The 18,836-nt window shown below is 73.1% G+C and carries 17 protein-coding genes; 7 read left to right on the top strand and 10 right to left on the bottom strand.

Annotated features, from left to right (window positions below):
• The first annotated feature begins 40 nt into the window (after window positions 1–40).
• From BJ958_RS18935 to BJ958_RS18925, 3 genes are read left to right on the top strand one after another with little or no spacing between them, the layout of a single operon-like run.
• Complete coding sequence (locus BJ958_RS18935) at window positions 41–574, top strand: Dps family protein (protein ID WP_343052734.1); 534 nt, start codon at window positions 41–43, stop codon at window positions 572–574.
• A gap of 49 nt (window positions 575–623) precedes the next feature.
• Window positions 624–1,826 carry a cytochrome P450 gene (locus tag BJ958_RS18930; protein ID WP_179728435.1) on the top strand — a complete coding sequence of 401 codons (1,203 nt, stop codon included), beginning with the start codon at window positions 624–626 and terminating at the stop codon, window positions 1,824–1,826.
• Entirely contained in the window at window positions 1,823–2,338 is a 516-nt protein-coding gene (locus tag BJ958_RS18925) for a TetR family transcriptional regulator (protein WP_179728434.1), read from the top strand. Before BJ958_RS18930 ends, BJ958_RS18925 begins: the two co-directional genes overlap by 4 nt.
• Before the next feature lie 39 nt (window positions 2,339–2,377).
• Here the strand turns inward: BJ958_RS18925 and BJ958_RS18920 are convergent, their stop codons facing one another.
• The 7 genes from BJ958_RS18920 to BJ958_RS18895 all read right to left on the bottom strand — a co-directional run bounded on the left by BJ958_RS18920 (window position 2,378) and on the right by BJ958_RS18895 (window position 12,025).
• Window positions 2,378–4,717: an arylsulfatase gene (locus BJ958_RS18920; protein WP_179728433.1), complete on the bottom strand. Its 2,340-nt coding sequence runs from the start codon at window positions 4,715–4,717 to the stop codon at window positions 2,378–2,380.
• A 99-nt stretch (window positions 4,718–4,816) separates the two neighbouring features.
• On the bottom strand, window positions 4,817–5,782 hold the full coding sequence (locus BJ958_RS18915) for an SUMF1/EgtB/PvdO family nonheme iron enzyme (protein ID WP_179728432.1): 966 nt from the start codon (window positions 5,780–5,782) through the stop codon (window positions 4,817–4,819).
• Complete coding sequence (locus BJ958_RS29145) at window positions 5,779–7,443, bottom strand: dipeptide ABC transporter ATP-binding protein (protein ID WP_179728431.1); 1,665 nt, start codon at window positions 7,441–7,443, stop codon at window positions 5,779–5,781. The genes BJ958_RS18915 and BJ958_RS29145 overlap by 4 nt, the downstream gene beginning before the upstream one ends.
• Window positions 7,436–8,326, bottom strand: a complete 891-nt coding sequence (locus BJ958_RS18905) for an ABC transporter permease (protein ID WP_218865868.1) — start codon at window positions 8,324–8,326, stop codon at window positions 7,436–7,438. The genes BJ958_RS29145 and BJ958_RS18905 overlap by 8 nt, the downstream gene beginning before the upstream one ends.
• Window positions 8,326–9,285 carry an ABC transporter permease gene (locus BJ958_RS27375; protein WP_218865867.1) on the bottom strand — a complete coding sequence of 320 codons (960 nt, stop codon included), beginning with the start codon at window positions 9,283–9,285 and terminating at the stop codon, window positions 8,326–8,328. The genes BJ958_RS18905 and BJ958_RS27375 overlap by 1 nt, the downstream gene beginning before the upstream one ends.
• A 10-nt stretch (window positions 9,286–9,295) precedes the next feature.
• Entirely contained in the window at window positions 9,296–10,891 is a 1,596-nt protein-coding gene (locus tag BJ958_RS18900) for an ABC transporter substrate-binding protein (protein ID WP_179728429.1), read from the bottom strand.
• Between the two features lie 48 nt (window positions 10,892–10,939).
• On the bottom strand, window positions 10,940–12,025 hold the full coding sequence (locus BJ958_RS18895; RefSeq protein ID WP_179728428.1) for an ROK family transcriptional regulator: 1,086 nt from the start codon (window positions 12,023–12,025) through the stop codon (window positions 10,940–10,942).
• A 225-nt stretch (window positions 12,026–12,250) separates the two neighbouring features.
• On the opposite strand from BJ958_RS18895, the gene BJ958_RS18890 reads away from it, so the two are divergent.
• From BJ958_RS18890 to BJ958_RS18880, 3 genes are all read left to right on the top strand, one after another.
• Window positions 12,251–13,189, top strand: a complete 939-nt coding sequence (locus tag BJ958_RS18890) for a TauD/TfdA dioxygenase family protein (protein WP_179728427.1) — start codon at window positions 12,251–12,253, stop codon at window positions 13,187–13,189.
• A 254-nt stretch (window positions 13,190–13,443) separates the two neighbouring features.
• A complete protein-coding gene (locus BJ958_RS18885; protein WP_179728426.1) occupies window positions 13,444–13,953 on the top strand; it encodes a mycothiol transferase in 510 nt (169 codons plus the stop codon).
• 16 nt (window positions 13,954–13,969) lie between these two features.
• A complete protein-coding gene (locus tag BJ958_RS18880; protein ID WP_179728425.1) occupies window positions 13,970–14,767 on the top strand; it encodes a class I SAM-dependent methyltransferase in 798 nt (265 codons plus the stop codon).
• Here BJ958_RS18880 and BJ958_RS18875 read toward each other — a convergent pair.
• The 3 genes from BJ958_RS18875 to BJ958_RS18865 are packed head-to-tail and all read right to left on the bottom strand — an operon-like array spanning window position 14,764 to window position 17,481.
• On the bottom strand, window positions 14,764–15,921 hold the full coding sequence (locus BJ958_RS18875; protein WP_179728424.1) for a glycosyltransferase: 1,158 nt from the start codon (window positions 15,919–15,921) through the stop codon (window positions 14,764–14,766). The two genes, BJ958_RS18880 and BJ958_RS18875, sit on opposite strands and share 4 nt — an antisense overlap.
• A 48-nt stretch (window positions 15,922–15,969) precedes the next feature.
• Window positions 15,970–16,986, bottom strand: coding sequence for a nitronate monooxygenase (locus BJ958_RS18870; RefSeq protein ID WP_343052733.1), 1,017 nt, complete (start codon window positions 16,984–16,986; stop codon window positions 15,970–15,972).
• Between the two features lie 27 nt (window positions 16,987–17,013).
• Window positions 17,014–17,481: a DUF2231 domain-containing protein gene (locus BJ958_RS18865; protein ID WP_179728423.1), complete on the bottom strand. Its 468-nt coding sequence runs from the start codon at window positions 17,479–17,481 to the stop codon at window positions 17,014–17,016.
• Window positions 17,482–17,548: 67 nt separating this feature from the next.
• Between BJ958_RS18865 and BJ958_RS18860 the strand changes: the two genes are divergently transcribed.
• Window positions 17,549–18,748, top strand: coding sequence for an MFS transporter (locus tag BJ958_RS18860; protein ID WP_179728422.1), 1,200 nt, complete (start codon window positions 17,549–17,551; stop codon window positions 18,746–18,748).
• Window positions 18,749–18,836: the final 88 nt, after the last annotated feature.

Below are 18,836 nucleotides of genomic sequence, written 5' to 3'. Positions count from 1 at the left end.
GGTGGTGGGCACCGACCCCCACCGAAGGGAGCACCACCCCGTGGCCACCACCGTGACCCGTCACCGCTCGTCCCAGCACGTCTCCCACCCCGCCTTCCGGGCCGACGCGGCCCTCGCCGGCCACCTGCAGCGGGTCCTCGTCGACCTCAACGACCTCGCCCTGCAGGGCAAGCAGGCGCACTGGAACGCGGTCGGCCCGAACTTCCGCGACCTGCACCTGCAGCTCGACGAGATCGTCGACGCCGCTCGTGAGTTCACCGACGCCGTCGCCGAGCGGATGCGTGCGCTGTACGTCGTCCCCGACGGCACCTCCGCCCGCACCGCCGCCCAGTCCAGCCTCCCCGCCTTCCCGGGCGGCGAGGTCGCGACGGGTGAGGCGATCGACGCGATCGTCGCCTCGATCTACGCCGTCGCCGGCACCGTCCGCGAGGTCCACGACGCCGTCGACGCGGCCGACCCGACCACGGCCGACCTGCTGCACACGATCCTCGACCGGCTCGAGCAGCTGGCCTGGCTGACCGACGCCGAGCGCCGCGCGCCCGAGGGGTCCGTCCCGGAGGCGGTCATCGCCTGACGCTGTCAGGCCGCTAGACAGATCTGCCGACATGTCTCAATCTTGGAGCATGTCGGCTGAACTGTTCCAGGGCTACCACCCGGGTGGTGGTGAGGCGTGGCGCGACCCGTGGGCGTCGTACGCGTGGCTGCGCGAGCACGACCCGGTCCACCACGTCGTGCCGTCGCGGCACCCGGAGCACGACCACTACGTGCTGTCCCGGCACGCGGACGTCCTGGCCGCTGCGGTCGACGTGGCGACCTACTCCAGCACGGGCGGGCTCACCGTCGAGTACGACGAGCTCGAGCGGATCGGGCTGGTCGACAACCCGCCGTTCGTGATGACCGACCCGCCGGTGCACACGACCTTCCGCCGCCTGGTCGCGCGCGGCTTCACGCCGCGGCAGGTGCGCGACCTCGAGCCGGTGGTGCGGGCGTTCGTGGTGGAGCGGCTCGACACGCTGCGGGCCGCCGGCGGCGGCGACGTCGTGGCGGGGCTGTTCAAGCCGCTGCCGAGCCTGGTCGTCGGCCACTACCTCGGCGTGCCGGTCGAGGACCAGCCGCGGTTCGACGACTGGAGCAGCGCGATCGTCGCGGCCAACGTCTCCGGCGACGGCGTGCTCGCCGCGGCCGACGCGGCGAGCGCCACGACGGAGCTGATGGCCTACTTCGCCGACCTCGTCGAGCGGCGCCGCAGCGAGCCCGGCGAGGACACCGTCTCCCAGCTGGTCATGGCCGGGACCGACCTGCTGGAGATCCTCGCCTTCGTCTTCACCATGGTCGCCGGCGGCAACGACACATCCACCGGCGCTCTCGGCGGCGCGGTCCAGCTGCTCGCCGCACACCCCGACCAGCGCGCCCTCCTGACCGAGGACCCCGGTCTGGTTCCCGACGCCGTCGAGGAGTTCCTCCGGCTCACCTCGCCCGTGCAGGGCCTGGCCCGCACGACCACGCGCGACGTCGAGCTGCACGGCACCACGATCCCGGCGGGGCGCAAGGTGCTGCTGCTGTTCGGCGCCGGCAACCGCGACCCGCGCAGGTACGGGCCGGACGCCGAGCTGCTCGACGTACGCCGTCGCCCGAGCCAGGTGCTGAGCTTCAGCCAGGGCCACCACCACTGCCTGGGGGCCGCCGCCGCGCGGCTGCAGATCACCGTGGCGCTGGAGGAGCTGCTCGCCCGGATCCCCGACTTCACCGTCGACGAGGACGCGGTGACCTGGGCGCCCGGGCCCTACGTCCGTCGCCCGCTCTCGGTGCCGCTGGTGGTCTCGTGAGCTGGGTCGACCGTCGTACGCCCGCGGTGGAGCGGATCCTGGACGCGGCCGGTGGGCTGTTCGCCGCGCGCGGGGTCGACGCCGTCGCGATGGGCGAGATCGCCGCAGCGGCGGGCTGCTCGCGGGCCACGCTCTACCGCTACTTCCCGGACCGGCCGGCCCTGCAGCTGGCGTTCGTGCAGCGCGAGGCGGTGCGGGTCGGAGCCCTGGTCGCCGCCGACGCGCCGGCCACCGTGACCGACGCCGTCCTGGCGGCGCTGCGCCACGTGCGGGCCGCGCCGGCGCTCGCGGCCTGGTTCCGCGAGCCCGACGCCGGCCGCACTGCGGACCTGGCCCAGGGCTCCGAGGTGGTCGAGGCGCTCGGCCTCACCATGGCGCCCGACCCGGAGACCGCCCGGTGGCTGGTGCGGGTGATCGTCTCGCTGCTCACGGTCCCCGGCGGCGACGAGGCCGAGGAGCGGCGCCTGCTCGAGCGGTTCGTGGCGCCGGTGGTGCGGTCGCCGGCCTCGTGACCGGCGGCGCAACCGGTGCTGCAACCGCCGGCCCGACCCCTACTGCGCGACCAGCACCGCCTGCACCTGGTCCTCCAGCGGCGGGGTGAGCGCGTCCGTGCCGGTGACGATCTCGACCCGCTCGATCCGCCCGGTGAACCGGTACCCGTCGCGGGTGCCGTAGTCGTCGGTGACCGGCGTGCCGCGGTCGATGCCGACGTCGAGGGTCTGGTCCATCGAGAACATGCCGGGCAGCGAGCGCTCCAGCCGACCCTGGCCGACCACCGACCCGTCCAGGACGAGGGTGACGTCGGCGCCCTTGCCGAAGCCGCCGCCGTCGTAGGCGAACCGCAGCTCGGCGACGTGGTCCCCCTCGGACAGCGGCACCGTGGAGCGCACGTGGGTCCAGTCGATCGCGGCGTAGCTGTAGGCCCAGGTGAGCACGCCGTCGCGCACGTAGAGCGACCAGCCGCCGAAGTACCCGCCCTGCGCGACGAGCACCCCACGGGTGGAGGGGCCACCCGAGAACACCGCACGGACCAGGTGGGAGGCGTTGCGCACGACGGGTACGGCGTCGTCGCGCAGGCGTCCCGAGGTCGGCCCGAGCACGATCGACTCCGGGGGCGCGGGCCGGCTGCCGGCGGAGCGGGCGAAGACCAGCTTGTCGTCCATCGGCAGCACGTGGTTGCGCCGTGCCTCGGCCAGGAACAGCTCCTGCAGCTCAGCCAGCCGCTCCGGCTCCGCGGCGGCCAGGTCGACGGCCTGGGTCCAGTCGGTCGTGGTGTCGTACAGCTCCCAGCGGTCGTCCTCGAAGCGCGGCGTGTCCTCGAACCGCGGGTGCCACGGCGCCTTGTGGGCGGCGACCGCCGTCCAGCCCTCGTGGTAGATCCCGCGGTTGCCGAACATCTCGAAGTACTGCGTGGTGTGCCGCTCCGCCGCCTGCGGGGCGTCGAAGGAGTATGCGAACGAGACCCCGTCGAGCGGCGCCTGCTCGACGCCGTCGATCGTCTCCGGCACGGGTACGCCGGCCACCTCGAGCAGCGTCGGCAGCACGTCGTTGACGTGGTGCCACTGGTGGCGCACCTCGCCCCGGGCCCGGATGCCGGCCGGCCAGTGCACGACCAGGCCGTTGCGGGTGCCGCCGTAGTGGGAGGCGACCTGCTTGGTCCACTGGTACGGCGTGTCCATGGCCACCGCCCACCCCGCGGGGTAGTGCGCGTAGGTGTCCGGTCCGCCGAGCTCGCCGGGCCGCTCGGCGATGAACCGCGCGATCCGCTCGGGGTCCTCGTCGATCCCGTTGAAGTGCAGCCCCTCGTTGAGGGTGCCCGCGTCGCCGCCCTCGGCGGAGGCCCCGTTGTCGCCGAGGATGTAGAGCAGGATCGTGTTGTCGAGCTCGCCACGCTCGCGGAGCGCCTCGATCACCCGCCCCACCTGGGCGTCGGTGTGCTCCGCGAACGCGGCGTAGAGCTCCATCAGGTGCTGGCCGGTCTCCCGCTCGAGGTCGGAGACCTCGTCCCAGTGCGGGACGCCGGGCGTCCAGGGAGCCAGCTGCGCGTCGGGAGGTACGACGCCCAGCTGCTTCTGCCGCTCCAGGGTGAGCTCGCGCTGGCGGTCCCAGCCGTGCGCGAAGTCCCCGCGGTACCGGTCCCGCCACGACTCCGGCACCTGGAAGGGCGCGTGCGTGGCGCCGAACGCCAGGTAGCAGAACCACGGCTTGTCCGGCGCGTGGCGGCGCACGTCGCCGGTCCACGCGATCGCGCGGTCGGCCAGGTCCTCGGACAGGTGGTAGCCCTCGGCCGCGGTGCGTGGCGGGTCGACGAACGTGGTGCCGTCGACGAGGGTCGGCTCGAACTGGCTGGCCTCGCCGCCGAGGAAGCCGTAGAACCGGTCGAATCCCTCGCCGGTGGGCCACCTGTCGAACGGCCCGGCCGCCGTCTGCTCCCACGGCGGGGTCTGGTGCCACTTGCCGAAGGCGCCCGTGCTGTAGCCGTTGCCACGAAGGATCTGCGCGAGGGTGCCGGCGCTGCGCGGCCGCTGGCCGTCGTAGCCGGGGGCGCCGGTGGAGATCTCCATGACGGTGCCGACGCCGACGGCGTGGTGGTTGCGCCCGGTCATCAGCGCGGCGCGCGTGGGGGAGCACAGCGCGGTGGTGTGGAAGCGCGTGTAGCGCAGGCCGTCGTCGGCGAGCTCCTCGGCGACGGGCGTGCGGCACGGCCCGCCGAACACCGACGGGGCGCCGAAGCCCATGTCGTCGAGGAGGACGACGAGCACGTTCGGCGCACCCTCGGGTGCGTCGAGGCGCTCGCGCAGGGGCAGCGGCGCGACCTGGTCGCGGGCGTCGAGCTCGGCCTCGAAGGGAGCGCGGTCGCGGTGGAAGGGCAGGTGGGTGCGGTCAGTCATGGAGGGTCCGTTCTGTCGAGTGAGGTCGTCGAGTAGCCCGAGGCGCCAGCCGAGCGGCGTATCGAGACGTCTCGATACGCCGCTCGCTGGCGCTCGCGGCTACTCGACGACCTCCAGGGGGAGGGAGTTGCCGCACCGGAAGCCGATGTTGGCCGAGGCCGAGTCGGGGGTGTTGCCGGTGCGGGCGGCGACGCGGTAGCGGTTGCAGTAGGAGTCGTGGCACAGGTACGAGCCGCCGCGCATGACCCGGGCGCGCCCGTGGCGCGGGCCGCGCGGGTCGTCGACCGGGGAGGCCGCGTAGTACGTCGGGTCGAACCAGTCGGCGCACCACTCCCAGACGTTGCCGACGGTCTGGAACAGCCCGTAGCCGTTGGGCCGGTAGGACTTCACGGGCGCCGTGGTGAGGTAGCCGTCGTCGAGGTCGTTGGCGACCGGGAAGTCGCCCTGCCACACGTTGAGCCGCCAGGCGCCGCCGTCGTGCAGCTCGTCGCCCCACGGGAACCGGCGGCCGTCGAGCCCACCGCGGGCGGCGAGCTCCCACTCGGCCTCGGTCAGCAGGCGCTTGCCCGCCCAGCGGCAGTAGGCCTGCGCGTCGTTCCACGTGACGTGCACGACCGGGTGGTGCGGCAGGTCGCCGATCGAGGACAGCGGGCCAGCGGGGTGCCGCCAGTCCGCGCCCTTCACCGCGACCCACCACGGGGTGGTGTCGAGCCGGTGCAGCACGTCGCCTCGCCGGGCCTGGACCGCGAGGTGGAAGACGGCCGAGACGCCCAGCTGCTCGGCCTCGGTGACGTAGCCGGTGGCCTTCACGAACCGCGCGAACGCGACGTTGGTCACGGCCGTCTCGTCGACCAGGTACGGCGCCAGCCGCACCTCGTGCACCGGTCCCTCGCCGTCGCCGGGGGCACCGTCGCCGAAGGGATCCCCCATGGCGAAGGTGCCGCCCGGCACCTCCTTCTGGCCGCGGGTCTCGCGGTCCTCGGAGCTCGGCCGGTAGGGCGCCGCCGGACCGATCGTCAGCAGGTCTGCCTGGGCGAGCGACCCGGCGCAGCACGCACCGCTCACGACGCCAGCTCGCGCACCCGGCGCCCGCCGCGGCGGGCCGGGTCGGGCACGGGGACGGCGTCGAGCAACCGGCGGGTGTAGTCCGCCTCGGGCCGGGCGAACACGCGGCCCACCGGTCCGGTCTCGACCAGCTCGCCGGCGCGCAGCACGGCCACCCGGTCGGCCACCTGGTGCACGACGGCGAGGTCGTGGCTGATGAACAGGCAGGCGAACCCGAGCCGCTCCTGCAGGTCGCGGAACAGCTCGAGCACCCGCGCCTGCACCGACACGTCGAGCGCGCTGGTCGGCTCGTCGGCCACCAGCAGCGTGGGCTCGAGAGCCAGCGCCCGGGCCAGGGCGATCCGCTGCCGCTGGCCGCCGGAGAGCTCGCGTGGCCGGCGCCCGGCGTACGACGCCGGGAGCTGGACAGCCTCGAGCAGCTCGGCCACCCGGGCCTCCCGCTCGGCCGGCGTACCGACCTCGTGGATGTCGAGCGGCTCGCGGATGCTCGCCCCCACGGCGTAGCGGGGGTCGAGCGAGGCCTCGGGGTCCTGGTGCACGAACGCCAGGCCGCGGCGCAGGTGCCGCCGCTCGGCGCGCGGTGCCGCGAGGACGTCCTCGCCGCGCAGCAGCACCTGACCCTCGGCGAGCGGGACCAGGCCCGCGGCCAGCCGGCCCAGCGTGGTCTTGCCCGACCCCGACTCGCCGACCAGGCCGACCACCTCGCCGGGTGCCACCTGCAGGGAGACGTCCGTGATCGCGGGGAAGGCGCGGCCGCGACGGCTGGAGCCGTAGCGCACGTGCACGCCGCGGAACTCCACTGCCGGCGCCTCGTCCTGACACGCCGTCTCCGCCGTCGGCACCGCCGGCTCGACGACGCTGTCGAGCTCGGGCAGCCGCAGCACGGAGGCGAGCAGCGCCTTCGTGTACGGCTCGCGCGGCTGGGCGAAGAGCGCGCGGGTCTCGCCCTCCTCGACGACGTTGCCGGCCTGCAGCACGACCACCCGGTCCGCGATCTCGGCGACCACACCCATGTTGTGGGTGATCAGCACGATCGCGGTCCCGGTCCGCTCGCGGATGCGGTCGAGCAGCCGCAGGATCTCGGCCTGCACGGTCACGTCGAGCGCGGTGGTGGGCTCGTCGGCGAGCAGCACGTCCGGCTCGTTCGCCAGGGCGAGGGCGAGCACGACGCGCTGCTTCTGGCCACCGGAGAGCTGGTGCGGGTACGACGACAGGCGGCGCTCCGGCTCCGGGATCTCGACCGCAGTCAGCAGCTCGATCGCCCGCTCCCGGGCGGCCTTGCGGGACCTGGTGCCGTGCGCACGCAGCGCCTCGCGCAGCTGCCAGCCGATCGTGCGTACCGGGTTGAGCGCGGTCTGCGGCTCCTGGAACACCATCGCGATCCGCCTCCCCCGGATCCGGTTGAGGTCCGCCTCGGGGAGGCCGAGGATCTCCTCGCCGCCGTACCGGATCGACCCGGTGGCCCGCGCTCCCGGGGGGAGCAGGCCGAGGACGGCGCGGGCCGTCATCGACTTGCCGGAGCCGGACTCGCCCACCAGGGCGAGGATCTCGCCGCGGTGCAGGGTCACCGACACGTCCTCGACCGCGGGCCGGGGGTGGGCGAAGGAGATGGCGAGGTGCTCGATCGCAAGCACCTGCTCGGTGGAGTGGAGATCAAGCACGGCGGGCCTCCGAGAGGGACTGGGAGATGAGCAGGAGCCCGAGGACCAGCGCGACCACGACGGCCAGCGGACCCACGGCGAAGAACGGGGCCTCGTGCAGCAGCCGGACGCCGTCCTTGATGAGGGAGCCGAGCGACGGGTGGGGCGGGCGCACGCCGAGCCCGAGGAAGCTCATCGCGCCCTCGACGAACACCGCCACCGACATGGAGACGGCGAGCTGGACGGTGAGCGGCTCCAGCGAGTTGGGCAGCACGTGCTTGCGCAGCACCCACACCGGACTCGCGCCGACGACCTGCGACGCCTCGACGAACGGCATCTCGCGGACGGTGCGCACCGCGGTGCGCACCAGGCGGCCGAACACCGGGATCTCCAGCGCGACGATCACGATGCCGACGGTGAGCAGGCCCGGGCCGAAGAACGCGGTCAGCAAGATGCCGAGGATGAGCGCCGGGAACGCGAGCAGCAGGTCGAAGACGCGCTGCGCGATCACGTCGGTGAGCGTCCACCAGCTGGTGAGAAGGCCGAGGAGCACACCGAGCACCGCCCCCACCGGCACCGCCGCGAAGACGACGACCAGGTCCACCCGGATGCCGTACAGGGTGCGGGACAGGATGTCCCGGTTCAGCTCGTCGGTGCCGAGCCAGTGGCCGGCGGAGGGGCCGACCAGGTTGGCGCCCTTGACCTGCTCGGTCGGCCCGTACGGCGCCAGCAGCGGCCCGAGCACGCCGAGCAGCACGACCGCGCCGACGAGCACGACGCCCGCCAGGCCGCGGCCGTGGCGCAGCGCGTGCAGCAGGCCCGGACGCCGCGCCGGTGCGGGGTCGCCGGGGACCGGTCCGACGGGCACCGGGACGAGCGGCTCGGTGATCGCGATGTCGGCCATCAGGAGACTCCGTTCAGCCGGACGCGCGGGTCGAGCCACGCGTGGAGGAGGTCGCTGGCGAGCTGGGTGAGCACGAACACGACGACCGAGAGCAGCAGCAGGACCTGCACGACGGGGTAGTCGCGCGACGAGATCCCCTGCTCGATGAGCCGGCCCAGGCCCGGCCAGGCGAAGACCGCCTCGACCAGGATGGCGCCGCCGAGCAGGGTGCCGAACTGGATGCCCAGCACCGTGATCGACGACGGCAGCGCGTTGCGCAGCGCCTGGGTCAGCACGATCCGGCGCCGCGGGATGCCGAGCGCCCGTGCCGTGGTGATGTACGGCTGCTGCAGCTGGGTGCGCAGCCCCTCGGTCAGGAACCGGGTCAGCGCCGCCCATGCCGGCAGGGCCAGGGCCAGGCCCGGCAGCAGCAGGTACTGGAAGGCGATGTCCGGGTGCGAGAAGAAGCCGCTGGGCGGCGTGCCCCCGGCCGGGAGGACCGGGAAGCGCACCGCGAACACCAGCACGAGCACCAGCGCCGTCGCGAAGGTCGGCACCGCCACCGCGGCCGTGTTGAGGGCGGACAGCAGCGAGTTCAGCCACCGCTTGTCCCACACGACCGCGGCGGTGCTGGTCAGCAGCGCACCGGCCGAGGCCAGCACCAGCGCGAACAGCGTCAGCACCACCGTGTTGAGCGCGCCGTCGGCGATCAGGTCGCCCACGTCGCCGCCGAGCTTGTACGACGGCCCGAGGTCGAAGCGCACGAGGTCGCCGAGCCAGTGGACGTACTGGCTCCAGAAGGGCTGGTCCAGCCCGAGTTCCGCGCGGATGGCCGCGCGGGACTCGGGCGTGGCGTCCGGCCCGGCGAGCACCGTGACCGGGTCGCCGGGCACCAGCCGGATCAGGGCGAAGATCCCGATCGAGGCCAGCACCGTCACCAGCAGGGCCGAGCCCAGTCTGCTGAGGAGGTAGCGGATCATCGTGATCGACTCACTTCGTCAGGTAGGTGTCGTAGAACAGCGGCTCGCCGCGCTTGGTCTCGCCGATGTCGTGGACCTGGGTGCTGCTCGCGTCCTGCGGCAGGGTGATCGCGATCTCCAGCAGGAACGAGCCCTTCAGCAGCTGCTCGTCGAGCGCGGCGTAGTCGGCGGGGTCGACCTCGCCGGCCTTCTGCTTCCACACCTTCTCGGCGGCCGCCTTGTAGGCGTCGTCGACGTACAGGGAGGCGTTGTGGTCGGCGTTGAAGGGGTAGGCCGAGACCGCGAGCGTCGAGGGCGTGTAGTGCGCGTAGCCGTGGCTGAGGATCCACAGTGCGGGGAACTTCGCGCCGATCAGCTGCTGGATCACCTGCGCCTGCTCCTGCGGGTCGAGCTCGACCTCGATGCCGACCTTCGCCAGGTCCGCCTGCACGATCTGCGCGATGGCCCCGTAGATCGGGTTCTCCGAGGGGTAGGTCAGCGGCAGCTTGGGGATCGCGACGCCGTCGGCCTTCGCCTCGTCGACCAGCGCCTTGGCCTTGTCGAGGTCGTAGTCGTAGGTGGCGTTGGCCTTCTCGTCGTACGCCGGCGAGTAGCTCGGCCACGGCAGGCTGATCGGGACGCCGGCGCCGCGCAGCACCTCGCTGACCACGCGCTTGCGGTCGAGGGCGTAGGCGATCGCCTGGCGGACCCGCACGTCGGACAGCGCCGGGTTGGTGACGTTGGTGCCGACGTACACCTGGCCCTCGGCGCCGTCCCACTGGTTCACGTGGAACTGGTCGTCCTTGCCGAGGCTCTCGAAGTCGCGATACGACGCGCCGAGGATCAGGTCGAGCTGGTGGGCACGCAGCTGCGCGACCTGGGCCTGCGGGTCCGGGATGACGCTGACGTCGATGCCGTCGAGCGACGGCTTGCCGCGCCAGTAGTCGTCGTTGCGGGTGAAGCTGAGCTTCGCACCCGGGCTCCAGCTCTTGAACTCGAAGGGGCCGGTGCCCACGAACGCCTTGCCCTCACGGAGCTGGTCGATCGTGTCCTTGTCGATGATCGGGAGCATGTCGAGCAGGTCGAAGACGTTGCTGAGCGGGTGCGCGAAGGTCAGCGTGATCGCGTGCTCGTCGCTGGTGTCGAAGCCGGTGATCGCGGCGGCCGTGCGCTGCAGCTGCACCGTCCAGACCGGGTCGGCCCAGGTCTTGATGCTGAACTCGACGTCCTTGCTGGTGAACGGGCGGCCGGAGTGGAACTTCACGTCGTCGCGCAGCTGCAGGGTCAGCTGGGTGCCGTCCTGCGACAGCTCCCACGACGTCGCCAGCGACGGCTTGGGCTCGAGCTTGTCGAGCGGGTAGTCGATGAGCGAGTCGTAGACGCTGCCGATCAGCAGGTTGATGGAGTCGCTGGAGTTCGTGAAGATCCGCGCCGGGACGATGTCGTTGAGGGCGCCGACCCGCAGGGTGCCGCCCTCCTGGCGCTCGCTGGAGCTGGACTTCAGCTCGTCGACAGCCGACGAGCAGGCCGTGGCCGCCAGCAGGGTGGTCGAGGCGAGCAGCGCGGCCGCGAGGCGTCGGACTCGTCGGGGTCGTCGGCGCGGGTGCGCGGGGGCAGAGCTGGACACAGGTGTTCCTTTCGCAGGGTGCGGGAGGTCCGAGAGCGGTGAGGGTGGTCAGGCGCCGGGTCGACACGCGCCGTCCGCCTCGACACCGGTGAGCTCGACACAGGCGAGCGGGTCGTCGAGGACGGGACCGAGGGCGACGGTGCAGGCGCTGATCGCCTGGATGTCGCTGCCGAAGCGGGTGAACGACACGGGGACCCGGTGGTCGAGGGCGGTGTGCTCCTCGTAGGCCGTGACGATGACGTCGAGCAGGCCGGGGTCGCCGGTGAAGGCCTGGCCGACCAGGACCACCTGGTCGGGGGAGAGCATGTCGCGCACCGAGCCGGCCATCGCGCCGAGGGTGCGGGCCCGCTCCACGGCAGGCAGCACGTCGACCGCCACCGCCAGGCAGCCCGAGCGGCCGCAGGTGCACGGGACGTCCGCGCCGGTGGGGAAGTGGGTCAGGCTGGCGGCCCGGGTGACGTCGGTCTGCACGCCGCGGTCGACCGCGACCGACCAGCCGAAGGTGTCGCGGGCGTACAGGTAGAGCGTGAGACCTCCGGTGCTGCCGCGTCCCTGGCGGCGGTGCAGGAACTCGGCGGCCGCGACCGCGGAGATGTGGTCGCCGGTGCGGACCGGGAGACCGGTGAGCTCGTGCAGCTCGGTCTCGCGCTCGCTCGGGACCAGGCCGATCTCCCGCCAGGGCGCGACCAGACCGGCCGCGAGCGGCACCCGGCCGGGGTGGGAGCCGAGCAGCGTCGCGGCCTCGCGGCTGAGCTGCTCGAGGTCGGGCTCGGCTCCGAGCGGGCGGCGTACGGTCGTCGAGGCGAGGACGCGTCCGGTGAGGTCGCCGAGCGCGACGGTGGCGATCCGGCGCCCGACGTGGACGCCGATCGTGACGTAGTGGTCGGCGTCGATCTCGACGGGGACGCCGGGCCGGCCGGTCGCGCCGGGCCGGGCCAGGTCGGGTCGCTCGCGGAGCAGGCCGCGCTCGACGAGCAGGGCGGCGGTGCGCCCGACGGTGGCGATGCTCAGGCCGGTGGCGGCGGCGATCTCGTCGCGCGAGGCGCGGCCCGCGGTGCGGACCTGCTCGAGGACCTGGGTCGCCGTGGAGCTGAACCGGCCGCGGGACACGGTGATGATCGGTGAGCGCGTCATGCCGTGCCTCCTGTCCCGGTCGCCGATCTGCAATGTCTATCAACCTACTCGACAAACTGTAGATCACGACGGAGGGTGCCGTGCAACCGTGTCCCGGGATCCGGGCAGGTTCGGCTCACGGTGAGCGAAAGCCTTGTCCGGCGCGGGTTTCCTCCCCACCGTTGGGCCTCGTTCGATCCCTGGCGACTCCCCAGGGAATTCCCCAGCGACCCGAAGGACGCCCTCATGACCATCAGCCTCGACCGCGAGACCGCCGCTCCCACGACCATCACGGTGAGCAAGCTGGGCAGCCGGATCGGCGCCCGCATCGACGGCGTACGCCTCGGTGCCGACCTCGCGCCGGAGACGGTCGCCGAGATCCGCGCGGCCCTCAACGAGCACAAGGTCGTCTTCTTCCGCGGCCAGGACCACCTCGACGACGACGGTCAGATCGCCTTCGGCGAGCTGCTCGGCCCGCTCACCACCGCCCACCCGACGGTCAACACCGGCAGCGCCCGCGTGCTCGCGCTCAAGGCCACCCAGGGCATGGCCGCCAACTCCTGGCACACCGACGTCACCTTCGTCGACCGGGTGCCGGCGTTCTCGATCCTGCGCGGCGTGACCATCCCGGCGTACGGCGGCAGCACGGTCTGGGCCAACACGGTGACGGCGTACGAGACCCTCCCGCCGCAGCTCAAGGCGCTCGTCGACGACCTGTGGGCGGTGCACACCAACGACTACGACTACGCCAACCACTACACCGAGGAGGGCGAGGCCAACACGCAGTTCAGCCGGGCCGAGTTCGCCTCGACGGTCTACCAGACCGAGCACCCGGTGGTGCGGATCCACCCGGAGACCGGCGAGCGCTCCCTGCTGCTGGGCCACTTCGTGAAGAACTTCGTCGGCTTCAACTCCAAGGAGTCCTCGACCCTGTTCAACCTCCTCCAGGACCGGGTCACCAAGCTCGAGAACACCGTGCGCTGGACGTGGGAGCAGGGCGACGTCGCGATCTGGGACAACCGCGCCACCCAGCACTACGCCACCGCCGACTTCGACACCCAGCTGCGCGAGGTCCGCCGGATCACCGTGCAGGGCCCGGTCCCGGTGTCGATCGACGGCCGCGAGAGCCGCGTCCTGCAGGGCTCGGCCGACGTCTACAACCGGCTCGACGAGCTCATCCGCTGACCTGCGGCCGGGGCCGTCCCGTGCGCCGTACGGCCCCGCGCGGCTGAGTGCTCGGCGCCGGCCCGGCCGGGCTGTAACACGTGGTTCGCTGCTCCACCCGCCGCGAGACCACGCCAGGAGGGGCCGGTGCGGGGCGGGTACAGGCGACACGGGGCGCCCAGAGCGTCGAACCACGTGTTACAGCGATCCGGCGGCGACCCGAGCGTCGGACGACGTGTTACAGCGGTGCGGCACCCGGGCGTAGCGTCGGACGCATGACTCCTGCCGACCTGCTGACCGACGCGTTCTCCCGCGTCCTCGGCGTCGTCGAGAACGTCCTCGACGGCGCCGACGACGCCCTCCTCGCCCAGCGCCCGGGTCCGGACGCCAACAGCATCGCGTGGCTGGTCTGGCACCTGACCCGGGTGCAGGACGACCACGTCGCCCACGTGGCCGGGACCGAGCAGGTGTGGACCGAGGACGGGTACGCCGACCGGTTCGCCCTGCCGCTCGACCCGCGCGACATCGGCTACGGCCACTCCAGTGAGCAGGTCGGCTCGGTCCTCGCCCCGGCCGGGCTGCTACTCGACTACCACCGCGCCACCCACGCCCGCACCCTCGGCTACGTCGGTGCCCTCAGCGGCGACGACCTCGACCGGGTCGTCGACACCCGCTGGGACCCGCCCGTGACCCTCGGCGTCCGGCTGGTCAGCGTGGTCGACGACTGCGCGCAGCACGCGGGGCAGGCGGCCTACGTGAAGGGATTGCTGCTCGGTAGTGTCTGATCCCGGAGGTGCAGGGATGAAGGCGAAGACCGCAGCGCGACGCGCCGCGTCGAAGGTGGTCCACTACCGCGGAGGTCTGCTGGACCCGCGGCGCAGGCAGTGCAACGTGTGCGGCAAGCGCGGCAGGTTCTCGGACATCACCGCTGATCTCGACAGCACCCTGGCAGCGCACGGGAGCAGGTACCGCGTCGCCGACTTCGAGACGCTCAACGCGAGGTACTACCAGTGCCTTGAGTGCGGTGCGTCCGACCGCGACCGCCTCTACCTGCTCTGGTTCGAGCGGTTCCTGTCGCGCGGCCCGCGGCGCCGGGTCCTCGAGTTCGCGCCGTCGCGCCCTCTGGAGGCGCGACTCCGGGAACGGCCGGACGTCGACTACCGCAGCGCCGACCTCTTCATGCCCGATGTCGACGACGTCGTCGACATCACCGACATGAAGGGCTACCCGGACGGGGCCTTCGAGGTGTTCATCTGCTCGCACGTCCTCGAGCACGTCGACAGCGACGCGGCGGCCATCAGCGAGCTCCACCGGATCCTCGCGCCCGGTGGCCGCGGCATCGCCATGGTGCCGATCGCTCCGGACGGTGCCTTCGACGAGGACGTGTCCGAGACCGACGTGTCCGAGCGGTGGCGCCGGTTCGGGCAGGACGACCACGTGCGGCTCTACGACCGGACCACCTTCGTCCGCAACCTCGCTGCCGGTGGCTTCGTGGTCGAGCAGCTGGGCTGGCGTGCGTTCGGGCTGCAGCGGATGCTGCGGCACGCGCTGGCGCCTCGTTCGGTGCTGTACGTCGTGACGAAGCCCGCGACGACCTAGTCCCGGCGGCCGAGGCGCCGCAGTAGCCGGCTGACACGCTCGCGGGCCGTCCCGCCGGTGGCCTGGGCGAGCTCGGCCTCCAGCCGGCGCACCCGACGCTGGAGCTCCTTGGCGCGGGCCTGGTGTGTTCGGAGCTTCGTCGTGCGCCGCTCGAGCACCTCACGCAGGATGCCGACGTCCCGGCTCAGTGCCGTGGCGAGCTCCTGCGCGTCGACGAGCGCGGCGCGGTCCGTGGCACGAGCGGCGGACTGGCCGCGGATGCCGAGGGTCGCCCACTGCGGGTGGGCGGCAACGGTCTCTCGAAGGAGCCCGACCGCGGGATCCTCGTTGTCAGCGGCGGTCACGCTGCCGAGGATGCGACCCGCGTGGTGGGCCAGCGGCTCGGCGGTGTCGGGGATCCCGGTGAGCAGCGCGGCGGCGGCCTCGATCGCGGCGGCGTGGCCGGCCGCCTGCTTCTGCCAGAACTGGAGCGGGGCGGTGACGCTGTCCGACCACACACCGCCCGGGTGACGGCGATAGACGGACATGACCTCCGGGTCGACCAGGATCCGTCCCGTGGCGGCGTGCAGCACGTGGAGGTACCAGTCCAGCGGCATCACGTCCGGCACGTCGTCGTACCCGTCGCGGCGGCGGTAGACGACCGAGTTCGTCTGGATGAAGTTGTCCTCGACCAGTGCGACCAGGCTGGGATCGGCGAGTCGCTCCGGCGCCGGGAACACGCTCGGCTCCTCCGAGTCGTCGTCCCAGATGACCTGGACCGGGTGGAAGCAGACCGTCGCGGCCGGGTCGGCGTCGAGGAGCGCGACCTGGCGTGCCAGCTTGCGGTCGTCGATCCAGTAGTCGTCGCCCTCGCACAGGGCGACGAACTCGCCCGTCGCCCGGTTCATCGCGTCGACCACGTTGGGGTGGATCCCGATGTTGGCCTCCCGCAGCACCGGGACGACCACGCCTGGATGCCGGGCCGCGATCTCGCGCACGATGTCCGGCGTGGCATCGGTGGACGCGTCGTCCGCGACGATCACCTCGAACGGGAACCCCGCTTGCTGCGAGACGATCGACTCGAGCGTGTGGCGGATGAATCTCTCGTGGTTGTAGGTGATCACGACGACGCTGACCCGAGGTCGGGCAGCGGTCGAGCCCGGGGTGTCGGTCACCGCTCGCCCTCCTTGCATACGGCACCGAGCCTAGCGTGGGTCCGGCCGTCAGAGCCCGGCGGCAAGGTCCCGCACGATCTCCGCGGCCGGTCGCTCCTCGGCGCTGCGCCAGCCGGTGCCGGCCCACAGGTGCAGCCGGTGCGGATCGCCCGCCCCGGCGGCGGCGCGGCGCAGGTCGCGGGTCAGGTGGTGCAGCTCCGGGTAGCCGTACGGCGCTTCCGCGTGGTGCCGCTGCGCGAACCCGTTGCGCAGCGCCCGGGCGGGCCGGCCGGTGAAGGCGTGGGTGACGACGGTCCCGGTGAACGCCGGGTCGGCGAGGGCGGCGCGATGGGTGGGCGTCGTACCGGCCTCGGTGGCGCGCAGCAGCAGGGTGCCGACCGCGACCGCCTCGGCGCCGGCCGCCAGCAGGTCGCGTACGTCGGTCGGTCCTGACACGCCGCCGGTCGCGATCAGCGGCAGCCGGGTCACGCCGGCCACCGCGCGCACGACGTCCGCCGTCGCGGCGTCGGTGATCGTCCGGCGCGGGTCGAAGGTGCCGCTGTGCCCGCCGGCCGCGGGGCCCTGGACGACCAGCCCGTCGACCCCGGCGTCCTCGGCGGCCCGGGCCTCCTCGGGCGTGGTCACCGTCGCCAGCACCCGGGAGCCCGCATCCCGCAGTGCGGCGATGTCGGCGTGGTCGGGGAGACCGAAGGTCAGGGAGACCACCGGCACCGGGTCGGACACCAGCAGCGCCACCTTGTCCCGCCAGGCGTCGTCGTCGTGCCGTGGCTCGGTGGGGAGCTCGACGCCCAGCTCCTCCGCCTCACCCCGGATCGCGTCGGCGTAGGCCCGGTAGGCGCCGGGGTCGATGGCGCCCGGCTGCGGCACGAAGAGGTTGACCCCGAAGGGGGATCCCGTCGCGTGGGCGGCTGCGAGGTGGTCGGCGAACGCCTCGGCCGACAGGTAGCCGGCGGGCAGGAAGGCGAAACCGCCCGCCGCGGTCACGGCCGCAGCGAGGGCCGGCGTGGAGGGGCCGCCGGCCATCGGGGCGGCGGCGAGGGGGAGGGCGGAGTCGAGCAGGGCCACACCCCCATCGTGGCAAACCCCGGGTGCTCAGTCCCCTGAGCCACCGGGAGTGGCCGACGACACCTGGTCGCCCCACGCCGCCCGGGCGCCCGAGTCGCCGACCCGGTACACCTGCACGGCCGTCGCCAGGGCCGCCACGACGGCGAGCGCGGCGACGCCCTTGAGCACGGTCGCGCCGGCGTCGCGCCGGTGCAGCCAGGTCAGGGCGGCTGCGAGCAGCAGGAGCGGGATCGCGAACCAGATCAGCTGGTCGCCGAGCGCAGCGTGGTTGCCGGGGTCGCCGACGTGCTTCTCGAGCGCCTCGCCGCTCGACGTCGCGACCGGGACCAGCACGGTCGCGACGAGCGCGGTGCCGACGACGAGGACGCCGTACCGCTCGCGCCACGCCGGTCGTACGGCGATCGCGATGGTGCCGAGGACGGCGAGCGGCAGCAGCACCACCACGGCGTGGACGACGAGCGGGTGGATGGGCAGGCCGTTGACCAGGTCGAACATGCAGCCAGCGTGACCGACCGGACCTGCCGACAACCTGACTGCGTCCGTGCCCGAGAATGGCGGGGACATGAGTGAGAGCACCGTGGACCCGCGCGCCCGCGGCGTCCTGGTCGCGCTGTGCGTCACGGTCACCGTCGCGTACGGCGTCCTCTACTACTCGTTCACCGTCCTCGCGCCCGGCATCAGCGCCGACACCGGCTGGTCCCGGGCCGCCGTCACGTCGGTCTTCTCGGCGGGCAGCCTGACCGGCGCGTTCGCGGGCGTGCTGGTCGGCCGCGTCATCCAGCGCCGTGGCCCCCGGGTCGTGATGACGGCCGGGAGCCTGCTCGGCGCGCTCGGCGCGGTGCTGATCGCCGCGGCGCCGAACCTGGCGGTGTTCACCCTCGGCTGGCTGGTCGCAGGTGCTGCGGGGGCCGGCACGTTCTACCCGCCGGCGTTCGCCGCCCTCACCCAGTGGTACGGCGACCAGCGCGTCCGGGCCATCACGACGCTGACCCTGGCCGCCGCCCTCTCCTCGACCATCTTCGCGCCGCTGGTCGCGTTCCTCGACGCCGAGTGGGGCTGGCGGGCGACGTACGTCGTGCTCGGCGCGATCATGCTCGTCGTCACAGCGCCCGCCCACGCGCTGGTGCTGCGCCTGCCCTGGCACCCCGCCACCGTCGAGCACGGCACCCACGAGCGCTCCCGCACCGACCGCGAGGTCCTGACCAGCCGCACCTTCGTGCTGGTGGCCGCGTCCGGCGCGCTGACCACGCTGGTCATGTTCGCCTCCCTGGTCCACCTGGTGCCGCTGCTCCTCGACCGTGGGATGAGCGTGCAGCTCGCCGCGTGGGCGCTCGGGCTCAGTGGCGCCGGTCAGGTCGTCGGCCGGCTGCTGTACGCCGCCCTCGCCCGCCGCCTCCCCACCAACCCGAGGGCAGCGCTGGTGATGGTGCTGCTGGCGGCGATGGTCCTCGCCCTGGCCCTGGTGCCGGGACCGGTGCCGCTGCTCGTCGTGATCGCCGTGCTGGCCGGCGCCGCCCGCGGACTGTTCACGCTGGTCGGCGCGACCGTGGTCAGCGACCACTGGGGACCGGAGCGGTACGCCGCGCTCAACGGCGTCTACAACGCGCCCGTCGGGGTCGCCGCCGCGCTGTCACCCGCGTTCGGCGCCGCCGTCGTCACGCTCACGGGCAGCGTGGCCGGGCTCTTCGTCGTCCTGGCCGGACTCGGCGTGGTCGGCGCCGTCCTGGCCGCCGTCGCCGGCAACACGCCCGAGCTGCGTTAGGTCTGGCCACGACACCCTCGGCAGGTGCACGATGCGCAGACGCGGATCGTGTGCCGGCCCACTCGGGGGTCGGTGCGGACCAAGGAGG

This window comes from Nocardioides kongjuensis, from assembly GCF_013409625.1.
Classification (GTDB): Bacteria; Actinomycetota; Actinomycetes; order Propionibacteriales; family Nocardioidaceae; genus Nocardioides; species Nocardioides kongjuensis.
This window is presented reverse-complemented; position numbering and strand designations above follow the sequence as displayed.

What these genes read in the sequence shown, in the direction of transcription:
- BJ958_RS18930 (WP_179728435.1), top strand. Translation starts at nt 624, where the DNA reads ATGTCGGCTGAACTGTTCCAGGGCTACCACCCGGGTGGTGGTGAGGCG.
- BJ958_RS18920 (WP_179728433.1), bottom strand. Translation starts at nt 4,717, where the DNA reads ATGACTGACCGCACCCACCTGCCCTTCCACCGCGACCGCGCTCCCTTC.
- BJ958_RS18905 (WP_218865868.1), bottom strand. Translation starts at nt 8,326, where the DNA reads ATGGCCGACATCGCGATCACCGAGCCGCTCGTCCCGGTGCCCGTCGGA.
- BJ958_RS27375 (WP_218865867.1), bottom strand. Translation starts at nt 9,285, where the DNA reads ATGATCCGCTACCTCCTCAGCAGACTGGGCTCGGCCCTGCTGGTGACG.
- BJ958_RS18895 (WP_179728428.1), bottom strand. Translation starts at nt 12,025, where the DNA reads ATGACGCGCTCACCGATCATCACCGTGTCCCGCGGCCGGTTCAGCTCC.
- BJ958_RS18890 (WP_179728427.1), top strand. Translation starts at nt 12,251, where the DNA reads ATGACCATCAGCCTCGACCGCGAGACCGCCGCTCCCACGACCATCACG.
- BJ958_RS18885 (WP_179728426.1), top strand. Translation starts at nt 13,444, where the DNA reads ATGACTCCTGCCGACCTGCTGACCGACGCGTTCTCCCGCGTCCTCGGC.
- BJ958_RS18880 (WP_179728425.1), top strand. Translation starts at nt 13,970, where the DNA reads ATGAAGGCGAAGACCGCAGCGCGACGCGCCGCGTCGAAGGTGGTCCAC.
- BJ958_RS18865 (WP_179728423.1), bottom strand. Translation starts at nt 17,481, where the DNA reads ATGTTCGACCTGGTCAACGGCCTGCCCATCCACCCGCTCGTCGTCCAC.
- BJ958_RS18860 (WP_179728422.1), top strand. Translation starts at nt 17,549, where the DNA reads ATGAGTGAGAGCACCGTGGACCCGCGCGCCCGCGGCGTCCTGGTCGCG.